Origin of the sequence: Streptomyces albireticuli, assembly GCF_021228125.1 — a bacterium.
Classification (GTDB): Bacteria; Actinomycetota; Actinomycetes; order Streptomycetales; family Streptomycetaceae; genus Streptomyces; species Streptomyces albireticuli.
In genome coordinates this window covers 163086-189761 of sequence record NZ_JAJQQS010000003.1, presented here as the reverse complement: position 1 = coordinate 189761, position 26676 = coordinate 163086, and the positions used below count along the sequence as shown (strand labels likewise).

Annotated in this window: 22 protein-coding genes; 18 read left to right on the top strand and 4 right to left on the bottom strand. The window is 72.8% G+C overall.

Translation table 11 applies throughout. The features are described 5' to 3' along the window. Window positions 1-21: 21 nt before the first annotated feature. The 9 genes from LUZ64_RS05600 (at window position 22) to LUZ64_RS05560 (ending at window position 8989) form a co-directional block, all read left to right on the top strand. Window positions 22-1155 carry an acyl-CoA dehydrogenase family protein gene (locus LUZ64_RS05600; protein WP_095584720.1) on the top strand — a complete coding sequence of 378 codons (1134 nt, stop codon included), beginning with the start codon at window positions 22-24 and terminating at the stop codon, window positions 1153-1155. 11 nt (window positions 1156-1166) lie between these two features. Beyond that, complete coding sequence (locus tag LUZ64_RS05595; protein WP_095584719.1) at window positions 1167-2189, top strand: SDR family oxidoreductase; 1023 nt, start codon at window positions 1167-1169, stop codon at window positions 2187-2189. Continuing rightward, window positions 2186-3493: an aspartate aminotransferase family protein gene (locus tag LUZ64_RS05590; protein WP_095584718.1), complete on the top strand. Its 1308-nt coding sequence runs from the start codon at window positions 2186-2188 to the stop codon at window positions 3491-3493. The genes LUZ64_RS05595 and LUZ64_RS05590 overlap by 4 nt, the downstream gene beginning before the upstream one ends. A gap of 17 nt (window positions 3494-3510) precedes the next feature. Next, entirely contained in the window at window positions 3511-3990 is a 480-nt protein-coding gene (locus LUZ64_RS05585) for an SRPBCC family protein (RefSeq protein ID WP_095584717.1), read from the top strand. Further along, window positions 3987-4517, top strand: coding sequence for a flavin reductase family protein (locus tag LUZ64_RS05580; RefSeq protein ID WP_211305176.1), 531 nt, complete (start codon window positions 3987-3989; stop codon window positions 4515-4517). The genes LUZ64_RS05585 and LUZ64_RS05580 overlap by 4 nt, the downstream gene beginning before the upstream one ends. Then, window positions 4498-5787: an NAD(P)/FAD-dependent oxidoreductase gene (locus LUZ64_RS05575; protein ID WP_095584716.1), complete on the top strand. Its 1290-nt coding sequence runs from the start codon at window positions 4498-4500 to the stop codon at window positions 5785-5787. Before LUZ64_RS05580 ends, LUZ64_RS05575 begins: the two co-directional genes overlap by 20 nt. A 115-nt stretch (window positions 5788-5902) precedes the next feature. Beyond that, a complete protein-coding gene (locus tag LUZ64_RS05570) occupies window positions 5903-6727 on the top strand; it encodes an MBL fold metallo-hydrolase (protein WP_095584715.1) in 825 nt (274 codons plus the stop codon). Next, window positions 6720-8312, top strand: coding sequence for a DHA2 family efflux MFS transporter permease subunit (locus LUZ64_RS05565; RefSeq protein ID WP_095584714.1), 1593 nt, complete (start codon window positions 6720-6722; stop codon window positions 8310-8312). The genes LUZ64_RS05570 and LUZ64_RS05565 overlap by 8 nt, the downstream gene beginning before the upstream one ends. A 146-nt stretch (window positions 8313-8458) precedes the next feature. Next, a complete protein-coding gene (locus tag LUZ64_RS05560) occupies window positions 8459-8989 on the top strand; it encodes a gamma carbonic anhydrase family protein (RefSeq protein WP_095580177.1) in 531 nt (176 codons plus the stop codon). Between the two features lie 12 nt (window positions 8990-9001). On the opposite strand, the gene LUZ64_RS05555 is transcribed toward LUZ64_RS05560, so the two are convergent. The 4 genes from LUZ64_RS05555 to LUZ64_RS05540 form a co-directional block, all read right to left on the bottom strand. Further along, window positions 9002-10828: a SpoIIE family protein phosphatase gene (locus LUZ64_RS05555; RefSeq protein ID WP_095580179.1), complete on the bottom strand. Its 1827-nt coding sequence runs from the start codon at window positions 10826-10828 to the stop codon at window positions 9002-9004. 221 nt (window positions 10829-11049) lie between these two features. Further along, window positions 11050-13494, bottom strand: a complete 2445-nt coding sequence (locus LUZ64_RS05550; RefSeq protein ID WP_372471939.1) for an MFS transporter — start codon at window positions 13492-13494, stop codon at window positions 11050-11052. A gap of 223 nt (window positions 13495-13717) precedes the next feature. Beyond that, complete coding sequence (locus LUZ64_RS05545) at window positions 13718-14173, bottom strand: SRPBCC family protein (protein WP_095580183.1); 456 nt, start codon at window positions 14171-14173, stop codon at window positions 13718-13720. A 334-nt stretch (window positions 14174-14507) separates the two neighbouring features. Further along, window positions 14508-15125 (bottom strand): HEAT repeat domain-containing protein, encoded by a 618-nt coding sequence (locus LUZ64_RS05540; protein ID WP_095580185.1) that lies wholly within the window; start codon window positions 15123-15125, stop codon window positions 14508-14510. 352 nt (window positions 15126-15477) lie between these two features. Between LUZ64_RS05540 and LUZ64_RS05535 the strand changes: the two genes are divergently transcribed. The 9 genes from LUZ64_RS05535 to pssA all read left to right on the top strand — a co-directional run bounded on the left by LUZ64_RS05535 (window position 15478) and on the right by pssA (window position 26406). Beyond that, a complete protein-coding gene (locus tag LUZ64_RS05535; RefSeq protein ID WP_095580187.1) occupies window positions 15478-17325 on the top strand; it encodes a 3-hydroxyacyl-CoA dehydrogenase family protein in 1848 nt (615 codons plus the stop codon). Between the two features lie 112 nt (window positions 17326-17437). Beyond that, window positions 17438-18268 carry a TetR family transcriptional regulator gene (locus LUZ64_RS05530; protein ID WP_211304967.1) on the top strand — a complete coding sequence of 277 codons (831 nt, stop codon included), beginning with the start codon at window positions 17438-17440 and terminating at the stop codon, window positions 18266-18268. A 431-nt stretch (window positions 18269-18699) separates the two neighbouring features. Further along, a complete protein-coding gene (ccrA, locus tag LUZ64_RS05525; protein ID WP_095580191.1) occupies window positions 18700-20037 on the top strand; it encodes a crotonyl-CoA carboxylase/reductase in 1338 nt (445 codons plus the stop codon). 10 nt (window positions 20038-20047) lie between these two features. Then, on the top strand, window positions 20048-22060 hold the full coding sequence (locus LUZ64_RS05520; protein ID WP_095580193.1) for an ethylmalonyl-CoA mutase: 2013 nt from the start codon (window positions 20048-20050) through the stop codon (window positions 22058-22060). Beyond that, a complete protein-coding gene (locus LUZ64_RS05515; protein WP_095580195.1) occupies window positions 22057-23022 on the top strand; it encodes an HpcH/HpaI aldolase/citrate lyase family protein in 966 nt (321 codons plus the stop codon). The genes LUZ64_RS05520 and LUZ64_RS05515 overlap by 4 nt, the downstream gene beginning before the upstream one ends. 5 nt (window positions 23023-23027) lie before the next feature. Further along, window positions 23028-23540 carry a MaoC family dehydratase gene (locus LUZ64_RS05510; RefSeq protein ID WP_095580197.1) on the top strand — a complete coding sequence of 171 codons (513 nt, stop codon included), beginning with the start codon at window positions 23028-23030 and terminating at the stop codon, window positions 23538-23540. Between the two features lies 1 nt (window position 23541). Continuing rightward, window positions 23542-24747 carry an acyl-CoA dehydrogenase family protein gene (locus tag LUZ64_RS05505; RefSeq protein ID WP_095580199.1) on the top strand — a complete coding sequence of 402 codons (1206 nt, stop codon included), beginning with the start codon at window positions 23542-23544 and terminating at the stop codon, window positions 24745-24747. A gap of 170 nt (window positions 24748-24917) precedes the next feature. After that, window positions 24918-25574, top strand: a complete 657-nt coding sequence (locus LUZ64_RS05500; RefSeq protein ID WP_095580201.1) for a phosphatidylserine decarboxylase — start codon at window positions 24918-24920, stop codon at window positions 25572-25574. After that, entirely contained in the window at window positions 25561-26406 is an 846-nt protein-coding gene (gene pssA / locus LUZ64_RS05495; protein WP_211304968.1) for a CDP-diacylglycerol--serine O-phosphatidyltransferase, read from the top strand. Before LUZ64_RS05500 ends, pssA begins: the two co-directional genes overlap by 14 nt. The last annotated feature ends 270 nt before the right edge of the window (window positions 26407-26676 follow it).

Here is a 26676-nt window from a genome sequence, read left to right as displayed (position 1 = left end):
GCGCGTCGAAAGGCGGATGACATGAGGTTCTTGGCGAGGGAGCGGGCGGCCCTCGACTCGCTCCTGCCGGGTCTGGACAAGGAGTTGGCCGGACGTCCGCTGGGCGAGCTGGAGCGCCCGGGCAACCCCGGCGTCAAGGCGTTCAGGGAAGCGGGCGGCGCGGGGCTGCTCGTGCCCGCCGCGCACGGCGGCAAGGGCGCCGACGCCCTGGCCGCGGTCCGGGTGCAGCGGGCCATCGGCTCCCGCTCGCCTTCGCTGGCGGTCGCCACCACGATGCACCACTTCTCGCTGGCGAGCCTGGTCGCGCTGAGCGAGACCGGCAACGGCTTCGAATGGATGTTGCTGACCGGCGTCGTGAACGGCAATCTGCTGCTGGCCTCCGGCTTCGCCGAGGGACAGCCGAACGGCAGCATCCTGCGCCCCACCATGTCGGCCCGGATCACCGAGGCCGGAGTGGTGATGAACGGCGCGAAGCGCCCGTGCAGCCTGGCCCGTTCGATGGACCTGCTCACCGCGAGCGTGATGGTGCCCCGTGAGGACGGCCGCGGCGAGCAGCTGGCCGTCGTCCTCATCCCTGCGGAGAGCCCGGGGCTCACGGTGTCCCCGTTCTGGGGCAGCTTCGCCCTCGCCGGCGCGGAGAGCGACCAGGTAACCGTCACCGACGTGCTCGTACCGCACGACCTCGTCGTCCGCACGGAGGTGCCCGAGGGCGAGGTGCTGGACGACATCCAGACCACCGGGTTCGTCTGGTTCGAGCTGCTGATGACGGCCAGTTACCTGGGAGCCGCGAGCGCGCTGGTGGAGCGGCTGGTCGGCAACGAACGCGTGCCCGACCTGGAGCGGGTGCGGCTGGTGGGCGAACTGGAGGCCGCCGTGGCGGCGGTGGAGAACGTGGCCCGGCAAACCGGGGCCGCGCTGTGCGGGCAGGAGCTGCTGGTGGACTCCCTGCACGTGCGATACGCAGCCCAGGACACCCTGGCGCGGGTCGTCCCGCGCGCCGTGGAGCTGCTCGGCGGCCTGAACTTCATGAGCTCCGACGACATCGGCTACCTGGCGGCCGCCGTGCACGGGCTGGGGCTGCATCCGCCCGCCCGCGCCAAGATGGCCGCGCCCCTGGCCCGCTACCTCGCGGGCCACTCGCTGGAAATAGTTTAGGGAGCAAGGAAATGAGCAAGCCGACGCTGCTGCTCACGGGGGCCACCGGAGTGCTCGGGCGGGCCTTCGTGGAGGAGCTCGCCGAGGACCACCGGGTGATCGCCCTGCGCCACCGCGCGCCGGTCGACGACCCCCGGGTGACGGAGCTCCAGGGCACCCTCGACGACCCCCTTCTCGGGCTCGGCGCCGAGGGGTTCCACGACCTGGCGCGCCGGGTGGACCTGGTGCTGCACTCGGGGGCCCGTACGGCCTGGAACGCCTCGCGGGAGACCCTGTTCGCCGCCAACACCACCGGCACCGCCCATATGCTCGGCTTCGCCGAGGCCGCCCGGGCGCCCCTCACCTACGTCAGCACCGCGTTCGTCGCCCGCCCCCAGGAGGAGGAGCGGACGGCCTCCGGGCCGGGCGCCTACGTCGCCTCCAAGATCGCCGCCGAGCGGCTGGTGCGCGAGAGCGGCCTGGAGGCGGCGATCGTCCGCCCCTCCGTGGTCGGCGGCGACTCCCGCACCGGGCGGATCGCGGCCTTCCAGGGCATGCACCAGGTGATCGCCGGCTGTGTGCACGGCGCGATCCCGGTGGTGCCCGCCGCCGCCGGGTCGCCGTTCGACCACATCCCGCAGGACCTGGTGGCCCGGGGCGTGGGGAAGCTGCTGCGCGACGGCGTCACCTCCGGCGAGTACTGGCTCACCGGCGGCCCCGCCTCGCCCACCGTGGGCGAGCACATCGACCGCATCCTCCGGGTCGCCGAGCGCTTCGGGCACCGGCCGCCCCCGCCCCGGCTGATGCCGGCGGAGGCCGTCAACCGGCTGCTGCTGCCGATGATGCAGGACGTGATCCCGCGGTCGCTGCGCCGGCGGTTCGCGGGCTTCGAGGACCTGATGCTGCTCTTCCAGTCCTCCGCCCACCTGGAGTCCTCCTTCGGGGCGCTGGGCATGGCCGACGAGATCACCCACGACAGGCTGCTGGCCGCCTTCGGGAAGTCCGTCGCGTACTGGATCGCCACCAAGGCGCCGGCCGTGGGGAAGGCGGCATGAGGGCCCGGACCACCGGTGCGGGCCCCGGGAACGCGCTCCTCGCCGAGGGCCCCGGGGACGCCCCGGGCCCCACCGTCACCGAACTCACCGGGCTCCGCTACGAGCGGCACTTCGGCCCCGGCAAGGCCGCCCTGGCCCGGCTGCTCGGCACCGTCGTCGAGACCTACTCCGAAGGGCCGTGGATCACCGCCGCCGACGGCAAGCGGTACCTGGACCTCGGCGGGTACGGCGTCTTCATCCTGGGCCACCGCCACCCGCGGGTGGTCCGCGCCGTCAAGGAGCAGATCGACACTCACCCGCTGGCCACCCGGGTCTTCCTGGAGCCGGTGAGCGCCGCCGCGGCGGCGGCGCTGGCCTCCGTCACCCCCGGCGACCTGGACATGGTCCACTTCGTCAACTCCGGCGCGGAGGCCACCGAGGCCGCTCTGAAGCTGGCCAGGGCACACGGCCGGAACGCCGTCGTCACCACCCGGCGCGGCTTCCACGGGAAGACCCTCGGCGCGCTGAGCGTCACCGCGAACCGGACGTACCAGGACCCCTTCGAGCCCCTGCTGCCCGGCGTCCGCGAGGTGCCCTACGGGGACGCCGCGGCGGTCCGGGAGGCGCTCGCGGCCACCCCCGGACGCGGCTGCGTCGTCGTCGAACCCGTGCAGGGCGAGGGCGGGGTGCGGATACCGCCGCCCGGGTATCTGCGCGCGGTCGCCGACGTCTGCGAGGAGTCCGGCGCCTTCCTGATCGTGGACGAGATCCAGACCGGGCTCGGGCGGCTCGGCACCTGGTGGGGCTGCGCGAGCGAGGACGTCGTGCCCGATGTGCTGCTGGTCGGCAAGGGCCTGTCCGGCGGGGTCGTACCGGCCGCGGCGATGGTGGCCCGGCCCGCGGCGTACCTCCCGTTCGGCCGGGACCCGGTCCTGCACTCCTCCACCTTCGGTGCCTCGCCGATCGCCTGCGCGGCGGCCCTGGCCGCGGTGGAGACCATCCGCGACGAGGGGGTCGTGGCCCGGGCCGCGCGGCTGGGCGAACGCCTGCTCACCGAGGTCCGGGAGATCGTCGCCAAGCGGGCCCCCGACCTGATCGCCGACGTCCGGGGGCGCGGCCTGCTGATCGGCGTCGAGCCGGTGGCGCAGCGCTTCGTCGGCGAGCTGCTGCTGGAGTTCATGGACCGCGGCGTGCTCGTCAACCACTCCCTGAACGCCTCCGAGGTGCTCCGCCTCACCCCTCCGGCCTGCCTGTCCGAGGACGAGATCCAGCTGTTCCTGCGGGTGGTCGACGAATCGCTGACCGCCGTCGCGGGACGCGCCTGAACGAAAGGTTTCCCACCATGCCCACCGTGACCCTCCGGGTGCTCGCCCCCGCGATCGCCCCCACCGATGCCTACGCCCGGATCAGCGACTTCGCCCGCTACCCCGAGCTGACCGCGACCGTGGAGAGCGTCGTCGTGCGCCCGCCGTCGCCGGACGGCTCCGTACTGTCGGAGTGGGCCGTCCACTTCCGCAACGGGCTGATGAAGTGGACGGAGCGCGACACCTTTTCGCCCGAGGCCTCCGCCATCGCCTTCGAGCAGGTCAGCGGTGACTTCGCGACGTTCCGCGGCACCTGGGGGGTGGGCGCGGACGGCGCGGGCACCCTGGTGCGCTTCGACGCGGAGTTCGACCTGGGCATCCCGACCCTGGCCGCGATCCTGGACCCGGTCGCCGAGGCGGCCCTGCGCGACAACATCCTGAGGATCCTCGAAGGGCTGCTCGGGGAGGCGCAGGAGATCGTGGCGGACCCGGAACTCGCGGAGTCGGGGCAGCCGTGAACAGCGTGTACGCCGCGGCACCCGAGCTCGGCACGGAAGCCTGCCGGAGCCTCTACCGGAAGCTGGCCGCCGGGGTGACGGTGGTGACCACGTGCGGCCTCGACGGTGAACCCCTGGGGCTCACCGCGTCGTCGGTCACCACGCTGTCGCTCCGGCCGCCCATGATGCTGGTCTGCCTGGCCACGGGGTCCGGCACCCTGACGGCGATCCGCACCCGCCGGGCGTTCGCGATCCACCTCCTGCGGGCGGAGCAGACCGCCCTGGCGGCCGCCTTCGCCGGCAGCTCGGGCACCGGCAAGTTCGCCGGGGTGGAGTTCCAGTGGGCGCTCGGCATCCCCGTCCTGCCCGGCACCCTGGGCTGGGCGACGTGCGCCCTCGCGGACGAACGGCGGTACGGGGACCACAGCGTCGTCGTCGGGAGCGTCATCTCCGTGAGCGACGGCAGGGGAGAGCCGCTGATCTGGCACGACCGGGGGTTCCGTGAGCTGTCGGCGAGGGAGCGGCGGGATGCGTTCGCCGAGAACTGAGCCGCGGCCCCGCGAGGAGCCGCCGTGGCGCCCCGACGACACGCCCCGGGCCGGCCGGCTCACCGGCCGGGTCACGGCGGACGTGGCCGTCGTGGGCGCCGGCCTCACGGGGCTGACCACCGCCTACCGCCTGCTCACCCGGGCGCCGGGACTCGACCTCGTCCTGGTCGACGCCGGCCGGCCGGGCGCCGGGGCCAGCGGCCGCGGCACCGGGCTGCTCGGGCCCCGCGTCGGCCCGCCCGTCGACGTCGCGCGGCGGCGCTTCGGCGACGAGACCGCCCGCCGCGCCTACGAGGCCAGCGTCGGCTGGGTGCGGCAGACCGTCCAGCTGGCCGGCGAGCTGGGCGCCGACTGCGGCCTGGTCCCGGCCGGCCAGCTCGTGGTGGCCGGTTCGCCCCGCGCCGCCGCCGTACTGACCCGCCGGGCCGCCGCGTACCGCGCGCTGGGCCTCGACCCCGAACTGCTCCCCGATCCCGGCGGCTTCCACGCCGCGCTGCGCTTCCCGGTCGCGGCCACCCTCGACCCGGCGGCGCTCACCGCGGCGCTGGCCGCCGAGGTGACCCGGCGCGGCGCGCGCCGGTACGACCGCAGCCCGGTGCGGTCCCTGCGCCCGGGTGAACTCACCTTCCCCTCGGGGACCTTGCGGGCCCGGCGCGTGGTCCTCGCCGTCAACGGCTTCGCGCGGTCGCTGCGGCTGCCCGTCGGCACGGTCGCCCCGCTGGAGGTGCGGGCCGTCGCGACCGCGCCGCTGCCGCCCGCGCTCCGTGCCCGGCTGGGCGCGGAGCCGGTCATCGACGTCACCCCGCTGGGCCCCTACTACCGGCTGACCCCGGACGGCCGGCTGATCATGGGCGGCGGCCCGGCCGACTGCCCGCCGCCGTCCCGCCCGGCCCGGCGCGAGCGCGCCTGGGACTGGCTCGCCGGACGGCTTCCCCCCGACGTGGAGATCACCCACCGCTGGTCCGGGCGGATCGGCATGACCGGCGACGACCTGCCCGTGGTCGGGCGGATCGCCCCGGACACCTGGTTCGCGGGCGGCTGCTGCGGCCACGGCCTGGCCCTGTCGGTGGCCACCGGGGCGTACCTCGCCGACGCGCTCACGGGCCACGCGCCGCCGCCGGCCGACGGCGGCCCCCCTCCGCCGCTGCCCTGGCACCGCGCCCGCGGCCCCTGGCTGCCGACGGGCGGCGCGGCCCGCCCGGCGCTCGGGGCCTACCTCCGGCTGCTGGCGCACCGGGCCGGGCGGGACGGGATCCGATGCGCCGGCTGACCGTCACGGCCGGGGCGCGGGCGCGGCGGTGGCACCGGCCCTGTTCCTCCGGCGCCGCGCCCGCAGCATCCTGTGTCATCGGACCCGAGTGTCCCGAGTGAAGGGAACCAGCCACATGCGTGTGCGGCACCTCAACTTCGGTACGTACCGACCGCCTTCGCAGAAGCTCATCAACGGCCGCGGGAGCCTGTTCCGCGCCGGGCACATGGTGTGCCACTGCCTGCTCCTGGAGACCGACGGGGGCCTGGTCCTCGTCGACACCGGCTTCGGCACGAAGGACGCCGCCGACCCGCTGGGCAGGCTGGGGCGCGCCTTCATGCTGCGCTCCCGCCCCGCGCTGCGCCCGGAGGAGACCGCGGTCAGCCAGCTGACCGCGCTCGGCCACGACCCCCGGGACGTACGGCACATCGTGCTGACCCACCTGGACCGCGACCACACCGGCGGCCTGGCCGACTTCCCCGAGGCCCAGGTGCACGTCTACGGGCCGGAGTTCCGCGCGGCCATGGAGCCCCGCACCAAGCTGGAGCGGGCCCGCTACCGGCCGACGCAGTGGGAGCACGGACCGCGCTGGGTCGTCCACGAACTCGCCGACGGCGAGAAGTGGTTCGGCTTCGAGTGCGTGCGGCAGATCGCCGGGCTGCCGCCGGAGATCCTGCTCGTGCCGCTGCTCGGGCACACCCGGGGGCACATCGGTGTGGCCGTCGACACCGGGACGGGCCCGCTGCTGCACGCGGGCGACGCGTACATGTTCCACGGCGAGGTGGAGAGCCCGCCGTACTGCTCCCCCGGGCTGCGCGCCTTCCAGAAGAAGTTCGAGGTGCTGCCCCAGCGGCTGCCCAACGTGGCGCGGCTGCGTGAGCTGCGCCGGACGACGGACGTCGAGGTCTTCAGCGCCCACGATCTGGTCGAGTTCGAAGGGTGGCAGAAGCGGAATGGCTGAGGTCGTCGGCGCGGCGGGCGGCGCCGGGGCCGCGTCGGAGAGCGGGCGGCCGGACGCGCTGGGCGGGCCGGCGGAGGGCAAGGTCAGCCCGCTGCTGCTGCTCGCGCTGTTCAGCGGCCTCTTCCTGGTGTTCCTGGACACCACGGTCGTCAATGTGGCGCTGCCCGATCTCCAGGACGACCTCGGCGCGGACGTCCGCGGCCTCCAGTGGGTCGTCGACTCCTATCTGCTCACCTTCTCCTGCCTGCTGCTGAGCGCGGGCGCGCTCGCCGACCGGATCGGCGCCAAGCGGCTGTTCACCGGGGCGCTCGTGGGCTTCACCCTCACCTCGGTATGGTGCGCGCTCTCGGGAAGCGTGGCGACGCTGCTCGTGGCCCGTGCCGCGCAGGGCGTCACGGGCGCCGTCCTGATGCCCGTCTCGATGGTGATCATCACTCAGCTGTTCCCCGACCAGAAGGCCCGTGGGCGCATGGTCGGCGTCCAGTCCGCCGTGGCCGGTCTGGCCCTGGCCGCCGGGCCGCTGATCGGCGGTCTCCTCGTCGAACAGTACGGCTGGCAGAGCGTGTTCTGGGTGAACCTCCCCGTCGGCGTCCTCGCCGTCGCCGTCCTCGTCGTGCTGCTGCCCCACGCCCGCCCGGAGCAGCGCACCGGCATGGACCTGGGCGGGCAGCTGCTCTTCGTGGCCGGGGTCGGGCTGCTCACCTACGCCCTGATCGAGGGCAACTCCGCGGGCTGGGCCTCGGGGCGCATCCTCGGCTGCTTCGCCGGGGCGGCCGTCGCGCTGATCGCCTTCGTCCTCTGGGAGGCACGCCAGAAGCACCCGATGCTGCCGCTGGGGTTCTTCCGGCACCCGCACGTCAGCGCGGGCGCGATCATCAACTTCACCGTGTTCGGGGCGATGTTCGGCGCGGTGTTCCTGCTGATGCTCACCCTCCAGGAGGTCGACGGGCTGAGCCCGGTGCAGGCCGGGGTGCGGACGGTCGTGATGACCGTGACCGTCGCCGTCACCTCCGTGCTCGGCGTCATGCTCGGCGAGCGCGTCGGGGTCCGGCTCACCGCCTTCGTCGGCGCGGTGTCCATGGCCGGCGGCCTGGCCGGGCTGCTCCTGCTGGAGTACCAGGACGGCTTCTCCCACTACTGGTGGCAGTTCCTGCTGCTCGGCCTGGGCGCGGGCTTCGCCGGCCCGCCCGTCACGGCCGCGCTGCTGCGGGCCGTCCCCGAGGAGCGGGCCGGCACCGGCTCCGGCGTGGGATACACCTCGCGGCAGGTCGGCTCGGTCTTCGGCGTCGCCGTCTCCGGCACCCTGGTCTCGCATCACCTCGGCTCGGGGGCGTCCACCGCGCTCGCCGGGCTGCCGCTGCCGCCGGAGGCGGTCGACAAGATCGCGTCCGGGGACTTCTCCGGCGCCGCCGCGCTGCCGGAGCGGATCCGCCCCGAGGTGCTGAGCAGGGTCGGCACCCTGTTCCTGGAGGGCACCCATCTCGCCTACGCCTCCGGGGCGGGCGCCTGCGGTGTGGCGGCGCTGGCGGCGCTGCTGTTGCTGCGCCGACGGCGTGCGGAGGAGGGGGGCGGGGCGGCGGGCTGACGGAGGGGCAGGGCTCCCGGGCCCGCTCCCCCGGGCCTGCATATGCTGTGCGGCACGGGGCGGGATCCACATCGTCCCGCCCGTGCACGTGTCATCGATCGAGGCCGGCGCCGGCCACGGGTACACGCAGGAGCGAGGGGACAGCAATGGCCGAACGGGCGTTGATCGCGGCGGTGGGCGGCAAGGAGCCGAAGGTGGACCCGGATGCCTTCACGGCGCCGACCTCGGTGGTCGTCGGCGAGGTGACCCTGCACCCGGGGGCCAGCGTCTGGTACAGCGCGGTGCTGCGGGCCGACTGCGGGCCGATCGTCATCGGGGCGGACAGCAACATCCAGGACAACTGCTCGGTCCACGTCGACCTGGGCTTCCCCGTCACCGTCGGCGAGCGGGTCTCGGTCGGCCACAACGCCGTGCTGCACGGCTGCACGGTCGAGGACGACGCCCTGATCGGCATGGGCGCGACGGTGCTCAACGGGGCGGTCATCGGCGCCGGCGCCATGGTCGCCGCGCAGGCTCTGGTGCCGCAGGGGATGCGGGTGCCGCCCGGGGCGCTCGTCGCCGGGGTGCCCGCCAAGGTCCGGCGGCAGCTGACCGACGAGGAGCGCGAGGGCATCACGCTCAACGGCACGATGTACGCCGAGCTGGCCAAGGCCCACCGCGCCGCCATGGAGGGGTGAGACCGGCGGGGCTCAGCCGCCCGCGTCGGCGGCCCGGGGCAGCGACTGCTCGCACCACACGGTCTTGCCCCGGGGGTCGTGGCTCGCGCCCCACTCCCGCGCCAGGCCGCCCACCACCCGCAGGCCCCGCCCGAATTCGTCCCCGAGGTCGCTGCCGAGCAGCGCGGGGAGCGTGTGATCCTCGTCGGTGACCTCGCACAACAGCGTGTCCGTACGCACCAGTCGCAGGCCCAGGTGACGGGACGCGGTGTGCCGCACGGCGTTGGTGACGATCTCGCTGACGAGGACGGTCGCGGTCTCCACCGCCTCGGCCAGTCCCCACGCGCGCAGCCGCTCCGCGACCAGCCGGCGCGCCCGGCCCACCTCGCGCGGTGCCGGGTCCAGCCGCCATTCGGCGACGTGCTCCGGCGGGATGCCGCTCAGCCGGGCCATCAGGAGCCCCGGGCCGTCCTCGCGGCCCGCGCCGAGGGCACGGGCGAGGGCGTCGCAGGCGTCGTCCAGGGAGGCCGCGGGAGGGACGGCCGCGCACAGGGCGGCCAGGCCGGTGCTCCCCTCCGCGCCGCTCCGGCCGCGCACCTCCAGCAGGCCGTCGGTGCACAGCACCAGCCGGTCACCGGGCGCCACCCGCACCGTGACCGGCTCGAACGCCACCCCGCCGATGCCGATGGGCACGCCCGTGGGCAGCTCCAGGGGCGCGCCGCCGCCGTCCGCGCGGAGCAGGACGGGCGGGAGGTGCCCGGCGTTGGCAAGGGTCAGTTCGGAGCGGATCGGGTCGTAGACGGCGTAGAGGCAGGTGGCCGGGGAGCGGGCGCCGAGCCGCCGCGCGAGGTCGTCGAGCCGGCTCAGGAGCCGGCCGGGCGGCAGGTCGAGGGCGGCCATGGTCTGGACGGCGGTGCGCAGCCGACCCGCCGTCGCCTCCGTGTCCGGGGCCCGGCCCAGGACGCCGCCGACGACGAGCGCGGTGCGCGAGCCGGGCAGCCGGACGGTGTCGGACCAGCCGCCACGGCCGGGGCGGGTGCCGGGCGGCCGGCGGGTGACGGTGTCGCAGCCGGCCGTGCGCGTGCCGTCCTGGCAGGGCTCGTCGGCGGCTTCCTGACGGGTGTGCGGGCGGGCGTCGTCGAGGAGGAGGACGCCGCGGGCACCTGACACCGGGGCCGGGGTGCGCGCCGCGGCCGGTGCGGCGGCGGGCTGCGGGGCGGCGGGACGCGGGCCGGCGTTCTCGCGCGGCCCGCCCTGCCGCGGCAGGGTCTCGGGCGGGGGAGGCGGCGTGGCCCAGTCGGGTGTGACGGGGATCCGCTCGCGGCGGCTGATCTCCAGGACGGGGTGGCCCAGTTCGAGGACCTGGGCGACGATACGGGCGCTCACGGCCGGTGCCATGCCGGGCAGCTCGGCGAGGCCCCGGACCTCGCCCTTCCGTCCGCCTTCCCCGCCGGCCCCGGTGAGGACGGTGTGCGGGGCGAAGCCGGGCGCGACCCGGTCGTGGGTGCCGCCGGAGAGCCCGGCGGCGTCGGAGGCCAGCACGAGCAGCCGCTCGGGGCCGGGGCCGACGAGGGGGTAGGCCCACCACAGCACGTCGACCTGGCCCCGGACCGAACCCGCGGAGCGGGCCCGGCCGCAGCTGGGGTAGCCGGGTGCGGCGAGGAGGGCGCCGCTGATCGGCATGAGATCGGCCGCGGGTCTGCCGACGGCTCTCTCCCGTGGGTGCCCGAACAGCCCGTGGGCGCCCGCGCTCCAGTGCGTCACCAGGCCGGCGGAGTCCACCACGGCCACCGCGAGCGCGATCCGCGCGGGGACGGCCCGGCGCTGGGCGGAGAAGGGCTCCGGCGTACCACGGTCCATGGGCGGGTTGCTCCTTCGTACGCGTACGCAAGGGGCCGCGTACGCAAGATCTGCGCCACCGCTACCACCGTAGGGCCCCGGCGGTCCGCGGCGGGGCCGTTCGCGAAGATGCCGCACGCCGGGGAGCGTCCTCGCTCCCCGGCGCGCGCGTGCCCCCGCCCGGGCGCCGGGGCGGACGGCCCCCCGTGGTCGCCCCGGAAGCCCCCGGCGGCCGGCCGGGGCTAGTCGGAGTGGCCGAGCTGGAGGTCCCGCTCGGTGCGGCCACCGCCCGCGACCTGCAACACCGTGGCGACGGGCGGATATCCGGCGGCGATGACGGTGTACTCGCCGGCCGAGAGGTCCACGAACCGGAAGGCGCCCTCGGAGCCGGTGGTGGTGGAGTCCACGACATTGCCCGCGGCGTCCAGGAGGGTGACGCGGGCGTCCTCGACGGCGCGCCCGCCGCCGGCCCGTACGACGCCGCGCAGCACCGCGCCGCCCGCGAGCTCGATGTCCTGGCGGGTCTCGCGGCAGGCCTGGACGGTCACCGGGAGGGCCGCGGGCCGGAAGGCGGGGGCGCTGGCCGCGAGGGTGTACTCGCCCGCGACCAACTCGGAGATCACATAAGCGCCTTCGCGGCCGGTGCGGGTGGAGGAGACGACCTCGCCGTGCACATTGGTCAGGGTGACCAGGGCGTCCCGCACGGGGGTGCCCTCGGGCGTGAGGACGGTGCCGGCGAGGCGTCCGGCGCCGCCGAGGACGACGTCGAGCTCCACGGGCCGCTCGGCGACGGTGACCGTGACCGCCTGCGGCTGGTGGCCCCCCGCGGCGGCGATGAGGACGTACGAGCCGGTTCCCGGCGTGCTCAGCGCGTACCGTCCGTCCTCGCCGCTCGCCCCGCGCCCGACCTGCCGGCCGCCGACGTCGATGAGGGTGAGGGCGGCGCGCGGCACGATGGTGCCGTCGGGGTGCTGGACGGTTCCTGTGACGGGGATGCCGGCCGCGAAGGGCAGCACCGGTTCGTTGTCCGGCGGCGCCGGGCGGGCGGCGGGGATGACGGGGACTTCGGAAGCGTTCTGGGACACCACGGTCTTCTCTTTCAGCAGGAGGGCGAACAGAAAGCCGAGGACGAGCACCGGGACGAGGTAGAGGAAGATCCGCGGCATGGCGTCGGCGTACGCCCGGACGTAGCCGTCGCGCAGGGCGGCGGGCAGGGCGTTGACCAGCTGCGGGGTGAGGGATTCGAAGGAGGGCAGGCCGGGCCGGTGCGGCAGTTCCTCGCCGAGCCGCTCGGTGAGGCGGCGGGCGAAGAGGGTGCCGAAGACGGCCGCGCCGACCGAACCCCCGATCTGCCGGAAGTAGTTGTTGGCGCTGGTGGCGGTGCCGAGGTCGGCGGGGTGGACGGAGTTCTGCACGGCGAGGACGAGGACCGGCAGGGCGAGCCCGATGCCGATGCCGAGGACGCCCATCCAGGCGCTGTAGACGGCCCGTTCGGTGTGGGAATCGAGGTGCGAGAGCAGGTACATGCCCACGGCCGCGACGGCGGTGCCGATGACGGGGAAGGGGCGGTAGCGGTCGGTGCGGCTGATGAGCTGGCCGGTGACCATGGACGCGAGGACGATGCCGCCCATCAGGGGCAGCATCAGCAGCCCCGACTCGGTGGCGTCGGCGCCGTCGACCATCTGGAGGAAGGTCGGCAGGTAGCTGGCGGCGGCGAAGAGGGCGACCCCGACCGCCGCGCCCGCGAGCGCGCAGACGGTGAAGGTCCGGTCGCGGAAGAGGTGCGGGGGGATGATCGGTTCCCGGACCAGGTTCTCGACGACGAGGAAGAGCAGCGCCGTGCCGAGCGCGCCCGCGGCGAGCCCGAGGACGACGCGCGACCGCCACGCGTATTCGGTGCCGCCCCAGGTGGTGAGCAGCACCAGGAAGGTCGAGAAGGCCATCAGGAGCAGCGCGCCGAAGAAGTCGAAGCGCCCCCGGCGGGCGGGCTTCGGCAGCCGGAGCCCGAGGGCGACGACCACGAAGGTGAGGAAGCCGACCGGGATGTTGAGGTAGAAGCACCAGCGCCAGGAGGCGTGGTCGGTGAAGAAGCCGCCGAGCAGGGGACCCGCGACCGAGGCGAGGCCGAAGGCGGCGGCGATGACGCCCATGAAGCGGCCGCGCTCCCGGGGCGGTACGAGGTCGGCGACGATCGCCTGGACGCCGATGATCAGTCCGCCGCCGCCGACGCCCTGGACCGCGCGGTAGACGATGAGCTGGTCCATGGTCGGGGCGCGGCCGGCCAGCGCGGAGCCGGCGACGAAGATGAGGATGGCGGAGAGGAAGAGGCCCTTGCGTCCGAGGAGGTCGCCCAGCTTGCCGTAGACCGGCAGGACGGCCGTGGAGCTCAGCAGATAGGCCGTCACGGCCCAGGACATCCGGTCGAGTCCGTGCAGTTCCCCGACGATCTTCGGCAGGGCGGTGGCGACGATGGTCTGGTCCAGCGCCGCGAGGAGCAGCGCGAGCAGGAGGCCGCCGAAGACGAGCCGCACCCGCGCCGGGCCGAGCCGGGGTTCCCGGGGGGCCGGGGCGGGCCCGGCCACGGGCGGCGGGAAGGCGTCGTGGGTGCCCGGCGGCGGCCCTTCGCCGTACGGCACGGGTGGCCCGCCGCTCTGTACCAAGGTGGTCCCGAATGTGGTCCCTCCCACGGACCGCTCCCCTCGTCGCGCCTGCGTCGCCGCCCTTTTCTCGCATTTCGCGACAACGGCTAGCAAGCGCGACGATTGCCCGGAGAGTGTCCCCTGTGCGGCTTTTCGCCGGTCGGAGGCATACGGCACGCCGTCCCGGCGCGGGGGAAACCACTCGAAACGGTGAAGCTCCTAGGTCACCGCTCCGGTGTCGCCGCTCGACCGCCCGACCGCCACGCGTCCGCTACTTGCCCGCGCCCTTCTCCGTCTCCGCGGCGAGGTTCGCCAGCAGGGCGTCGTAGATGCGGCCGAGCCCCTTGGGCGCGAAGGTCCGCTCGAAGAAGCCGCCGATGCCGGTCGCGCCGTTCCAGACGGTGGAGACCAGGACCTTGGCCCTGCCCTCGCCGGCGGGGGTGACGGTCCAGGTGGTGACCATGGAGGAGTTGAGGTCCTTCTCGACCAGCTGTCCGGTGGTCGGCTCGGTGACCTCCAGCAGGCAGTCGCGGACCCGCTTGCTGGTGGCCTGGAGCTTCCAGTGCACCTGGGTGCCCTCGCCGTCGCCGCCCTTGCGCACCTCGTACTCGCTGAAGTGCTCGGGCAGCAGCTTGGCCCGGGTGCCGGTGTAGTCCGCCAGCGCGTCGAACACCTCCTCCGGGTCCGCCGCGATGATCCGCTCCGTGGTGGCCTCGACCTGGCCCATGGCTTGTCCTCCCGGACGTCGTGCTTGGCGTTTCTGCCTGTGCGCCCCAGCCAACCACCATCGCCACAGGCGCCCAAATCCGGGGCGGGGCGGCGTTCTGGAACACACGTTCCCGGCTCGAACGGAGCGGCATGGGCGGATGCCGGGGGGCCGGACGGCGAGCCTTTCCCCGCCCCGCCCCTTCCCGCCGCATCCGATGTGCGGCTCCGCCGCGCGGCGGGGGCGAGCCCCCGGGCCCCCGGTCCCCCGGTCCCGCGCTGACGCGCGGTGTCCTCGAACGCCGGACGGGCTGATTCCACCCGGTTCCGGGCGACGGATCAGCACGGCCGGGGCGTCACCCCAGCCGCGCCAGCGCCTCGTGCGCCGCCACCCGTAACCGGTCGTGCCGCCGCGCGGCGACGAGCACGTCCTCCGCCCGCCGGTCCCCCAGCGTCCCCAGCCCCTCCACACACGCCCGCGCCACCGGCCAGCAGTGGTCGCGCGCCGCGAGGAGCCGCTCCAGGGTGGCGACCAGGGCCGGTACGGACTCGGGGGCGCGCAGTTCGGTCAGCAGCCGGACGGGGTGCAGGGCGTAGGCCGTGCGCAGCGGATTCGTGGCGAGGGCGGCGGCCGCGCGGGCCGTACGGGGGTCCCCGAGCCGGGCGAGGACCGCGGCGGCGGTCGCGCAGCGCACCGGTTCGCGGTAGTTGAGGAGGAGGACGAGGGTCTCGAAGGCGCGCCGGTCGCCTTCCGCGCCGAGCGCGAAGGCGGCGATCTCCCTCGCCCACAGCGGCTGTTCGGAGGCCACCAGCAGGGCGGCGAGCTCGTCGCGCCGCCGGGCGCGGCCCTCGGCGCGGGCGCCGCGGTCGCCCCCGCGGACGAGGGCGAGCAGCCCCTCGAAGGCCGCGAACTCGGTGGGGCTGACCAGTTCGGCCCGTACGCGCTTCAACAGCGCGCGAAATTCCTCTTCCATTGCCCGCTCTCCTCCCCGAGTGGCCTGGACCACATCGTAAGTCGCGCACTCGCCCCCTGGCGCTCTTGGTTACCCGTGAGTTAATCTCCCGGCAAGAGCGGCACCCCCGCTCGGGCGGCCTGGTGACGCAGCCGCCCACCGCTCCGACCTCGACGTCGGTTCGTCGGTTCGGCACCTCTTCACGGCAGGGCCCCGGGACAGGGCCCGCCGCCGCACAACTTCCTTTCCGTGGGCGCTCCTTACCCGTACCCGGAAATCCCACGGTCGGCGCGGTCCGCCGGTGACCGCTCACCCGACCGGCACCCAACCGACGCATCCCCCGCGCACGGGGAACACCTCCTGGAGTCTTGCGATGGACCGTCCGTCCACCCCTCCGCCCTCCCCGCTCCCGACCGCCCCGGTCGCCCCCGAAGCCCCTGACGCCCGGAACATCCGCACCGTCGCCGTGATCGGCCTCGGCACCATGGGCACCGGCATCGCCGGTGTGCTCGCCCGCTCCGGCCGCGAGGTCATCGGCGTCGACGTCTCCGGTACGGCCGCCGCGCGCGCCGTCCGGTCCTTGGAGGTCACCACCGCCCGCGCGGTCCGGCGCGAGCGGATCACCGAGCAGGAGCGGCAGGCCGCGCTGGCCCGCTTCCGCACCTCACGCGAGCTGCGCGAGGCCGCCGGCGCCGACCTCGTGATCGAGGTGGTGCCGGAGGACTACGCGCTCAAACACGAGGTGTTCACCGCCCTCGACGCGGTGGTGCGCCCCGACACGATCCTGGCGACCGGCACCAACGCGCTGTCCGTCACCCGGCTCGCCGCCGACTCGGCCCGCCCCGAGCGGGTGCTCGGCCTGCACTTCTTCAACCCCGCTCCGGCGATGAGGCTGGTGGAGGTCGTTTCCTCGGTGCTCACCGCGCCGGCGGCCGTCGCGGCCGTCACCGCGCTCGCCCGCGAGCTGGGCAAGGTGCCGGTGGCGGTCGGGGACCGGCCCGGGTTCGTCGCCGACGGGCTGCTGTTCGGCTATCTCAACCAGGCCGCCGCGATGTACGAGTCGCGCTACGCCACCCGCGAGGACATCGACGCGGCGATGCGGCTGGGCTGCGGCCTGCCGATGGGTCCGCTGGCGCTGCTCGACCTGATCGGGATCGACACCGCCCGTACGGTCCTGGAGGCGATGTACGCGGCCTCGCACGACCGGCTGCACGCACCCGCCCCGGTCCTCGCCCAGCTCGCCGAGGCCGGACTGACGGGCCGCAAGGCGGGCCGGGGCTTCTACACCTACGACGCTCCGCACTCGGCGGTCGTCGTGGCCGACGCGCAGACCCCGGGCGCGGCGGCGGACGGCCCCGCCGGGCGCGAGGTGCGGTCGGTCGGCGTCGTCGGGTCGGGGACCATGGCGGCGGGCATCGCCGAGGTCTTCGCGAAGGCCGGGTACGGGGTCGTGCTCGCGGCCCGTACGCCCGAGAAGGCCGAGGCGGCGAAGGCGCGGGTGGCGAAGTCCCTGGCCAGGTCGGTGGAGAAGGGCCGGCTCACGGCCGTGGAGCGGGAGGGAGCGCTCGCGGCGATCACCCCGGCGGACTCGCTGGACGTGCTGGCGGAGGTGGACCTGGCCGTCGAGGCGGTGGCGGAGGACCTGGCGGTCAAGCAGCAGCTGTTCGCCGCGCTCGACAAGGTCTGCAGGCCGGGCGCGGTGCTGGCGACCACCACGTCCTCGCTGCCCGTCATCGCCTGCGCCCGCGCCACCTCGCGGCCGGAGGACGTGATCGGGATGCACTTCTTCAACCCCGCGCCCGCGATGAAGCTCGTGGAGCTGGTCCGCACGGTCCTCACCGCCGACGACGCGCACGCCACGGCCCGCGCGGTGTGCGCCCGGGTCCGCAAGCACCCCGTGGACTGCGGGGACCGGGCCGGCTTCATCGTCAACGCGCTGCTTTTCCCGTACCTGAACAACGCGGTCAAGATGGTGCAGGAGCACTACGCGTCGCCGGACGACATCGACGCGGCGATGAAGCTCGGCGGCGGCTATCCGATGGGCCCCTTCGAGCTCCTCGACGTGGTGGGCCTCGATGTCTCGCTCGCCATCGAGAAGGTCCTGCACCGGGAGTTCCGCGACCCCGGGCTCGCGCCCGCGCCGCTGCTGGAGCACCTGGTGGCGGCGGGCTGCCTGGGCCGTAAGACGGGCCGCGGCTTCCGCGAGTATGCGAAGGCCTGACGGGGAGCCGGGCTGGGGCGGACTGCTGGAACCGGCGCGGGGACGCCTCCCCGCGCCGGCCGGGGGAGGTCCGCCCCGGCGCGCCCGCGCGGACGCGTGTTACGTTCCCCACATGCCCCAGCCCGCCAAGGCCGCCCGGCCCACCCGCACGGCCGTCGAAGAACCCCGGGAGCCGCACGTCGGCACCGAGAGCGCAGGCAGCCGCCGCGCCGCCGCCCAGCGGCTCACCATGCGCCGCAAACTCGCCGCGGCCGCGATGGAGTTGTTCGCGACGAAGGGCTACGAGGCGACGACCGTCGACGAGATCGCGGCCGCGGCCGGGGTCGCCCGGCGGACCTTCTTCCGGCACTTCCGCTCCAAGGAAGAGGCCATCTTCCCCGACCACGACGACACCCTGGTGCGCGCGGCGGGCGTCCTCGACGCCGCCCCCGCCCACGAGAACCCGCTCGACACGGTCTGCCGCGGGATCAAGGAGGTCATGCGGATGTACGCGGCCTCCCCCGCGGTCTCCGTCGAGCGCTACCGCCTGACCCGGGAGGTGCCCGCCCTCCGGGAGCGGGAGATCGCCTCGGTGGCGCGCTACGAGCGCCTGTTCACCCGCTACCTCCTCGGCCACTTCGACGAGACCGCCCACCACGTCGGCGACGACGATCCGCTGCTGGCCGAGGTCGCCGCGTCCGCGGTCGTCACGGCGCACAACCACGTGCTGCGGCGCTGGCTGCGCGGCGGCGGCGTGGGCGACGTGGAGACCCAGCTCGACCACGCCTTCGCGATCGTGCGGGACACCTTCGGCGCGGGCATCGGCGTCGGCCGGACCGCGCAGGAGGACTCGCCGGCCGTTTCGGCGCGGGCGGAGGGCGAGGTGCTGGTGACGGTGGCCCGCACGGACGCGCCGCTGGGCGAGGTCATGCGCGCCATCGAGAAGGTGCTCAAGAAGAGCTGACATATACCGATATCGACGGACAAAGGCCGCCCTTGAGGGCGGCCTTTGTCGTGCATGCGGCATTCCCATGGTGTCCGTACGTTGCTCATGCGTGCCACCCGGATGACATCTGAGAGAAATTGTTGGCACCCAGTGTCTTGTCGCATGGCACGCGGTGCCATACGTTGTGGGTGTCCGGGCGGCCGGCGCGCAGACGCAAATGTCGTGCGCCGGCTGTCCCCACAAGTACCTCACCCGTATGCCGTGCGCCCGGACGCCTGCGTCACAGGCCCCTCCCCAGCCACCGCTGGGCGCTCACCCCGGCGCCACCCGCGCCAGGCACAGCCCTTCGCACCACCGCCGAACCGACGGCACCGCCTCGTTCCACCTTCCGCAGCACCCCCGACGTTCCCTCAAGCCGTTTCCCGACGTGCTTCGCCGGAGGCAATACCGTGAACCAGATACTCGACGCGATCCTCTCGCCGGACACCGCTCCCGAGGACTTCGCAGCCCTGACCGTCCCCGAGTCCTACCGCGCGGTGACCGTGCACAAGGACGAGGCCGGCATGTTCGAGGGCCTGACCACCCGTGAGAAGGACCCACGCAAGTCGCTGCACGTCGAGGAGGTGCCGGTGCCCGAACTCGGGCCCGGCGAGGCGCTCGTGGCCGTCATGGCCAGCTCGGTGAACTACAACTCCGTCTGGACCTCGATCTTCGAACCGCTGTCGACCTTCGCCTTCCTGGAGCGCTACGGCAAGCTCTCCCCGCTCGCCGAACGGCACGACCTGCCCTACCACGTCATCGGCTCCGACCTCGCGGGCGTCGTGCTGCGCACCGGCCCGGGTGTCAACGCCTGGAAGCCCGGTGACGAGGTCGTCGCGCACTGCCTGTCCGTGGAGCTGGAGTCGGCCGACGGCCACGACGACACGATGCTCGACCCCGAGCAGCGCATCTGGGGCTTCGAGACCAACTTCGGCGGCCTGGCGGAGATAGCGCTGGTGAAGTCCAACCAGCTGATGCCCAAGCCCCGCCACCTGAGCTGGGAGGAGGCGGCGGCGCCCGGCCTGGTCAACTCCACCGCCTACCGCCAGCTCGTCTCCCGCAACGGCGCCGGCATGAAGCAGGGCGACAACGTCCTGATCTGGGGCGCGAGCGGCGGACTCGGCTCGTACGCCACCCAGTTCGCGCTCGCCGGCGGCGCCAACCCCATCTGCGTGGTCTCCAGCGACAAGAAGGCGGAGATCTGCCGGCGGATGGGCGCGGAGGCGATCATCGACCGCACCGCCGAGGACTACAGGTTCTGGAGCGACGAGCACACCCAGAACCCCCGCGAGTGGAAGCGCTTCGGCAAGCGCATCCGCGAACTCACCGGCGGCGAGGACCCCGACATCGTCTTCGAGCACCCCGGCCGCGAGACCTTCGGCGCCTCCGTCTACGTCACCCGCAAGGGCGGCACCATCGTCACCTGCGCCTCCACCTCCGGCTACAACCACGAGTACGACAACCGCTACCTGTGGATGTCACTGAAGCGGATCGTCGGCACGCACTTCGCCAACTACCGCGAGGCGTGGGAGGCCAACCGCCTGATCGCCAAGGGGAAGATCCACCCCACCCTGTCGAAGACCTACCACCTGGAGGACACCGGCCAGGCCGCCTACGACGTCCACCGCAACCTCCACCAAGGCAAGGTCGGCGTGCTCGCGCTGGCCCCCGAGGAGGGCATGGGGGTCCGCGACGAGGAGATGCGGGCACGGCACATCGACGCCATCAACCGCTTCCGGAACGTGTGAGAAACGGGTTATGACCGAACGCCACAAGGACCGGCCCTGGCTCATGCGGACGTACGCCGGCCACTCCACCGCCGAGGCGTCCAACGAGCTCTACCGCCGCAACCTCGCCAAGGGCCAGACCGGCCTCTCGGTCGCCTTCGACCTCCCGACCCAGACCGGCTACGACCCGGACCACGTCCTCGCCCGCGGCGAGGTGGGCCGGGTCGGGGTCCCGGTCGCCCATCTCGGCGATATGCGGCGGCTGTTCCAGGACATCCCGCTGGACCGGATGAACACCTCGATGACCATCAACGCCACCGCCATGTGGCTGCTGGCCATGTACCAGGTGGTCGCGGAGGAGCAGGGCGCCGACATCGGCCGCCTGTCCGGGACGACGCAGAACGACATCGTCAAGGAGTACCTCTCGCGCGGGACGCACGTCTTCCCGCCGGGGCCGTCCTTGCGGCTGACCACCGACATGATCACGTACACGGTGGCGCACATCCCCAAGTGGAACCCGATCAACATCTGCAGCTACCACCTCCAGGAGGCGGGCGCCACACCCGTCCAGGAGATCTCCTACGCGATGTCCACGGCCATCGCCGTGCTGGACGCGGTGCGGGCGTCCGGCCAGGTGCCGGAGGAGAGGTTCGGTGACGTCGTCGCCCGGATCTCCTTCTTCGTCAACGCGGGCGTCCGGTTCATCGAGGAGATGTGCAAGATGCGCGCCTTCGGCCGCATCTGGGAGCACGTCACCCGCGAGCGCTACGGCATCGAGGACCCCAAGCAGCGCCGCTTCCGCTACGGCGTCCAGGTCAACTCCCTGGGGCTGACCGAGGCCCAGCCGGAGAACAACGTCCAGCGGATCGTCCTGGAGATGCTGGCCGTCACCCTCTCCAAGGACGCCCGCGCCCGCGCCGTGCAGCTCCCCGCCTGGAACGAGGCGCTGGGGCTGCCCCGGCCGTGGGACCAGCAGTGGTCACTGCGCATCCAGCAGGTCCTCGCCCACGAGAGCGACCTGCTGGAGTACGAGGACATCTTCGCCGGGTCGCACGTGATCGAGGGCAAGGTGACCGCGCTGGTCGACGAGTGCCTCGAGGAGATCGAGCGGATCCAGGCGATGGGCGGCGCGATGGCGGCCGTCGAGTCCGGCTACCTCAAGTCGCAGCTGGTCTCCTCGCACGCCGAGCGGCGGGCCCGGATCGAGAGCGGCGAGGAGAAGATCGTCGGAGTCAACTGCTACGAGTCGACGGAGGTCAGTCCGCTCACCGCCGACCTCGACACCGCGATCATGACGGTGGACCCGGCCGACGAGGCCCGCGTCGTCGCCTCGCTGCACCGCTGGCGCGACGACCGCGACGAGGGCCGGGCCCAGGAGGCCCTGTCGGTGCTCAAGAAGACGGCCGCCGGCTCGGACAACCTGATGGCGGCCACCCTGGAGTGCGTACGCGCCGGTGTGACGACCGGCGAGTGGTCCTGGGCCCTGCGGGACGTCTTCGGCGAGTTCCGCGCTCCCACGGGCGTCAGCGGCGCCCCCGTGGCCGTCACGGCGGAGGCGGGCACCCCGCTCGCGGCCGTCCGTGCGAAGGTCGCCCGGACCGCGGCCGACCTGGGCGGCGGCAAGCTCCGCCTGCTGGTCGGCAAGCCGGGCCTGGACGGGCACTCCAACGGCGCCGAGCAGATCGCCGTACGCGCCCGCGACGCCGGCTTCGAGGTCGTCTACCAGGGCATCAGGCTGACCCCCGAGCAGATCGTCTCCGCGGCCGTCGCCGAGGACGTGCACTGCGTCGGTCTGTCCATCCTCTCCGGCTCGCACGCCGAGCTGGTGCCGGACGTCCTGACCCGGCTGCGGAGCACCGGGGCGGAGGAGGTGCCCGTGATCGTCGGTGGCATCATCCCGTCCGCGGACGCCGCCGCCCTGCGGTCCGCGGGCGTCGCGGCCGTTTTCACCCCCAAGGACTTCGGTATCACGGAGATCATCGGCCGTATCGTCGACGAGATCCGGAAAGCGAACCACCTCGACCCACTGGAGGTCCCCGCATGACCACCCCCGTCAATCGTCTGCGGCCGCGCCGCTCCTGCCTCGCCGTCCCCGGCAGCAACCCCCGCTTCCTGGAGAAGGCCCAGGGCCTCCCCGCCGACCAGGTCTTCCTCGACCTGGAGGACGCGTGCGCGCCGCTCGCCAAGGAGGGCGCCCGGCACACGATCGTCGAGGCGCTCAACACCGGCGACTGGACGGGCAAGACCCGGGTCGTGCGGGTCAACGACTGGACGACGCACTGGACGTACCAGGACGTCATCACGGTCGTGGAAGGCGCGGGCCAGAACCTGGACTGCGTCATGCTGCCGAAGGTCCAGGACGCCCAGCAGGTCGTCGCCCTGGACCTGCTGCTGACGCAGATCGAGAAGGCCATGGGCTTCGAGGTCGGGCGGATCGGCATCGAGGCGCAGATCGAGAACGCCAAGGGCCTGATCAACGTGGACGACATCGCCACCGCGTCGCCCCGGCTGGAGACGATCATCTTCGGACCGGCCGACTTCATGGCGTCGATCAACATGAAGTCCCTGGTCGTCGGCGAGCAGCCGCCCGGCTATCCGGCGGACGCCTACCACTACATCCTGATGCGCATCCTGATGGCGGCCCGGGCCAACGATCTCCAGGCGATCGACGGCCCGTACCTCCAGATCAAAAACGTGGACGGGTACCGCGAGGTCGCGGGCCGGGCCGCCGCGCTGGGCTTCGACGGCAAGTGGGTGCTGCACCCCGGCCAGGTCGAGGCGGCCAACGAGGTCTTCTCGCCCTCGCAGGACGACTACGACCACGCCGAGCTGATCCTGGACGCGTACGACTGGTGCACCTCCGAGGCCGGCGGCAAGAAGGGTTCGGCCATGCTCGGCGACGAGATGATCGACGAGGCGAGCCGGAAGATGGCCCTGGTCATCGCCGGCAAGGGCCGCGCGGCGGGCATGGTCCGCAAGTCCGTCTTCGAGATCCCGGAGGCCTGAGCACCATGCAGTTCGGCCGCACCTACGAAGAGTTCACCGTGGGCGACGTGTACAAGCACTGGCCCGGCAAGACGGTCACCGAGTACGACGACCACCTTTTCTGCCTGCTCACCATGAATCATCACCCGTTGCACATGGACGGCAACTACGCGGAGAAGACCACCGATTTCGGCAGGAACGTCGTGGTCGGGAATTACGTCTACTCCCTGCTGCTGGGGATGTCCGTACCGGACGTCTCGGGAAAGGCGATAGCGAATCTGGAGGTCGAGTCGCTCAAGCACATCGCGCCGACCTTCCACGGCGACACGATCTACGGCGAGACGACGGTGCTGGACAAGACCCCGTCCCGGTCGAAGAGCGACCGCGGGATCGTGCACGTCGAGACCATCGGCTACAAGCAGGACGGCACCGTCGTCTGCGTCTTCCGGCGCAAGGTGATGGTGCCCACCGCCACGTACATCGAGGAGCGCGGCGGAGAGCAGCCCGGCCGCCCCGAGCCGATCATCCGGGAGAAGTGAGATGGGACGCCTGGCGCAGACCGAGGGCCTGACGGACATCCAGCGGGAAATCCTCGCGACGGTCCGCGAATTCGTCGACAAAGAGATCATCCCGGTCGCCACCGAGCTGGAGCACCGCGACGAGTACCCGACCCGGATCGTGGAGGGCCTCAAGGAACTGGGGCTTTTCGGGCTGATGATCCCGGAGGAGTACGGCGGGCTGGGTGAGTCCCTTCTCACATACGCGCTCTGTGTGGAGGAGATCGCCCGCGGCTGGATGAGCGTGTCGGGAATCGTCAATACCCACTTCATCGTCGCGTACATGCTCAAACAGCACGGGACCCGGGAGCAGCGGGAGTACTTCCTGCCGAGGATGGCGACGGGCGAGGTCCGGGGCGCGTTCTCGATGTCCGAGCCTGGGCTGGGCTCGGATGTGTCCGCAATCACATCGAAGGGTGTGCGGGAGGGCGACGAGTACGTCCTGAACGGCCAGAAGATGTGGCTGACCAACGGCGGCTCGTCCACCCTCGTGGCGGTGCTCTGCCGGACCGACGAGGGGCACCCCGAGGGGACCGCCCCGCACAAGTCGATGACCACCTTCCTTATCGAGAAGGAGCCGGGGTTCGGCCAGGTCAAACCGGGTCTGACCATCCCGGGGAAGATCGACAAAATGGGTTACAAGGGTGTCGACACCACCGAATTGATCATGGACGGGCTGCGGGTGCCGGCGAACCGGGTGCTCGGCGGCGCCACCGGCCGGGGCTTCTACCAGATGATGGACGGCGTCGAGGTCGGCCGCGTCAATGTCGCCGCGCGTGGTTGCGGCGTCGCTCAGCGTGCGTTCGAACTCGGCGTTTCCTACGCCCAGCAGCGGCAGACCTTCGGAAAACCCATCGCTCAACATCAGGCCATTCAATTCAAACTGGCCGAAATGGGGACAAAGGTCGAAGCGGCGCATGCGATGATGGTGAACGCGGCACGCAAGAAGGACTCGGGGCAGCGCAATGACCTCGAGGCCGGAATGGCCAAGTACCTGGCGTCCGAGTACTGCAAGGAAGTGGTCGAGGACGCCTTCCGTATCCACGGTGGCTACGGCTTCTCCAAGGAGTACGAGATCGAGCGCCTCTACCGGGAGGCGCCGATGCTGCTCATCGGGGAGGGAACGGCCGAGATCCAGAAAATGATCATTGGGCGTCGGCTACTCGAGGAGTACCGACTCCAGGGTTAATTGATCGGATTAGGGGTGATTTGACCGAGAAGAAGATCACACCCAGTCATCGGACTTCGGCCATGGACTGGCCCTGGCGCTTGGCCAGTTGCCGCCCGCAACCGATACCATCCCCGGAAAGCCGCCGTCCCCCAATCGTTACGCGGCACCCTCCGCTACGAAGGTCACCCATGCCCCACAGCTCTTCCTCTGCACCTCGCGTCAGCCCTCTCGGCGTACGCCTCGCGCGCGGAGCATCGCCGTGGCTCCTGCCGACCGTCGCCACGGCGGCGGTCAGCCTGACCCGCGCCCGGCGCTCCGGCCGCTGGGCGGCGCTGGCCGTGCCCACCACCGCGCTCGCGGCGGGCATGCTGTGGTTTTTCCGCGACCCCGATCGTGAGATCACCCAGGGCAGGGTCATCTCCCCCGCCGACGGCGTGGTGCAGAGCATCATGCCGTGGAAGGACGGGCGCACCCGCGTCGCGATCTTCATGAGCCCGCTGAACGTCCACGTCAACCGCGCGCCCCTGGCCGGCACGGTGACCTCGGTCGAGCACATCCCCGGTGGGTTCGTCCCGGCGTTCAACAAGGAGAGCGAGAACAACGAGCGCGTCGTCTGGCACTTCGACACCGAGCTCGGCGACATCGAGATGGTGCAGATCGCCGGCGCCGTCGCCCGCCGGATCGTTCCTTACGTGCCGCAGGGCACGAAGGTGGAGCAGGGCGAGCGGATCGGTCTGATCCGCTTCGGTTCGCGCGTCGACGTCTACCTCCCGGCCGGGGTCGAGGTCGCCGTCGAGGTCGGCCAGCCCACCATGGCGGGGGTGACACGCCTTGACCGTGATTGATCAGGACACACAGGCCGCCTGGGTGCCCGAGGCCGAGGACGGGGAGGACATTCCGCTGTCCACCCGGCTGTCGATAGCGGACACCCTCACTCTGGGTAACGCGATCTGCGGGTTCATGGCGGTGTACTTCACCACCACCGGCGTCCTCATCCCGCACCTGACGGGCAACGAGGACGGCGGCATGGCCCGCCACAGCGCGGCCACCGCGGTGATACTGATGCTGCTCGCGTCGATCTTCGACCTCTTCGACGGGCTCGTGGCGCGGAAGCTGCGCAGCTCGGCGATGGGGGCGGAGCTCGACAACCTCTCGGACCTGATCAGCTTCGGTCTGGCGCCGGCGTACTTCGTGGTCGTCTGGGGCATGGTGGCCGACGACGCGCACCAGCGGGTCTCGGCCGTCGCCGCGGTCGTGGTGCTGCTGGCGGTGGTGCTGCGACTGGCGCGCTTCTCGTGCGTCCAGCTGCGCGACGGCATCTTCCAGGGGATGCCGAGCCCCTTCGGCGCGCTGACGGTCGTCTCGATCGTGCTGCTGGAGCTGCCCTTCATCCCGACGCTGCTGGCGATCGTGGGTGTGGCGTGGCTGATGGTCAGCCGGGTCGAGTACCCGAAGCCGCGGGGTCGTCTCGCGGTGGCGATGCTGAGCTGGATCGTGCTGAGCATGGGCCTGCTGGCGGCCTGGGCCTTCGACGCCCCCGGCGGCGAGCTCCTGCTCCAGACGGGCTGCGCCCTCCAGGTCGTCCTGGGCGCGGTGATCCCGCTGTTCGCGACGGCGCGCCGCGTGAACACGTTCCGTGACAACCGGCGGGAGGCGCGGGCGGCGCAGCTGCCGTAGCGGATCCCTTGTAGCGACACCGAGGCCCCCGAACGCGATGTTCGGGGGCCTCGGTGTTTCCCCGGCCCCCTTTCCGCGCTCCGCGCGGTGTCCTCAAGCGCCGGACGGGCTGAAAATCAGCCCGTCCGGCGCTTGAGGACCGGGGTCCGGGGCGGAGCCCCTCACGCGGCGGAGCCGCACATCGGATGCGGCGGGAAGGGGCGGGTCGGGGAAACGGCCCCTGTCCTGGGCCCGGCGCAGGCACGGAGGGGCGCGGACGCGGGTTCGGGC

Excerpts from the sequence above, each read along its gene's own strand:
- LUZ64_RS05600 (WP_095584720.1), top strand. The coding sequence starts at position 22 with ATGAGGTTCTTGGCGAGGGAGCGGGCGGCCCTCGACTCGCTCCTGCCG.
- LUZ64_RS05595 (WP_095584719.1), top strand. The coding sequence starts at position 1,167 with ATGAGCAAGCCGACGCTGCTGCTCACGGGGGCCACCGGAGTGCTCGGG.
- LUZ64_RS05590 (WP_095584718.1), top strand. The coding sequence starts at position 2,186 with ATGAGGGCCCGGACCACCGGTGCGGGCCCCGGGAACGCGCTCCTCGCC.
- LUZ64_RS05585 (WP_095584717.1), top strand. The coding sequence starts at position 3,511 with ATGCCCACCGTGACCCTCCGGGTGCTCGCCCCCGCGATCGCCCCCACC.
- LUZ64_RS05575 (WP_095584716.1), top strand. The coding sequence starts at position 4,498 with ATGCGTTCGCCGAGAACTGAGCCGCGGCCCCGCGAGGAGCCGCCGTGG.
- LUZ64_RS05570 (WP_095584715.1), top strand. The coding sequence starts at position 5,903 with ATGCGTGTGCGGCACCTCAACTTCGGTACGTACCGACCGCCTTCGCAG.
- LUZ64_RS05565 (WP_095584714.1), top strand. The coding sequence starts at position 6,720 with ATGGCTGAGGTCGTCGGCGCGGCGGGCGGCGCCGGGGCCGCGTCGGAG.
- LUZ64_RS05560 (WP_095580177.1), top strand. The coding sequence starts at position 8,459 with ATGGCCGAACGGGCGTTGATCGCGGCGGTGGGCGGCAAGGAGCCGAAG.
- LUZ64_RS05555 (WP_095580179.1), bottom strand. The coding sequence starts at position 10,828 with ATGGACCGTGGTACGCCGGAGCCCTTCTCCGCCCAGCGCCGGGCCGTC.
- LUZ64_RS05545 (WP_095580183.1), bottom strand. The coding sequence starts at position 14,173 with ATGGGCCAGGTCGAGGCCACCACGGAGCGGATCATCGCGGCGGACCCG.
- LUZ64_RS05540 (WP_095580185.1), bottom strand. The coding sequence starts at position 15,125 with ATGGAAGAGGAATTTCGCGCGCTGTTGAAGCGCGTACGGGCCGAACTG.
- LUZ64_RS05535 (WP_095580187.1), top strand. The coding sequence starts at position 15,478 with ATGGACCGTCCGTCCACCCCTCCGCCCTCCCCGCTCCCGACCGCCCCG.
- LUZ64_RS05530 (WP_211304967.1), top strand. The coding sequence starts at position 17,438 with ATGCCCCAGCCCGCCAAGGCCGCCCGGCCCACCCGCACGGCCGTCGAA.
- LUZ64_RS05520 (WP_095580193.1), top strand. The coding sequence starts at position 20,048 with ATGACCGAACGCCACAAGGACCGGCCCTGGCTCATGCGGACGTACGCC.
- LUZ64_RS05515 (WP_095580195.1), top strand. The coding sequence starts at position 22,057 with ATGACCACCCCCGTCAATCGTCTGCGGCCGCGCCGCTCCTGCCTCGCC.
- LUZ64_RS05510 (WP_095580197.1), top strand. The coding sequence starts at position 23,028 with ATGCAGTTCGGCCGCACCTACGAAGAGTTCACCGTGGGCGACGTGTAC.
- LUZ64_RS05505 (WP_095580199.1), top strand. The coding sequence starts at position 23,542 with ATGGGACGCCTGGCGCAGACCGAGGGCCTGACGGACATCCAGCGGGAA.
- LUZ64_RS05500 (WP_095580201.1), top strand. The coding sequence starts at position 24,918 with ATGCCCCACAGCTCTTCCTCTGCACCTCGCGTCAGCCCTCTCGGCGTA.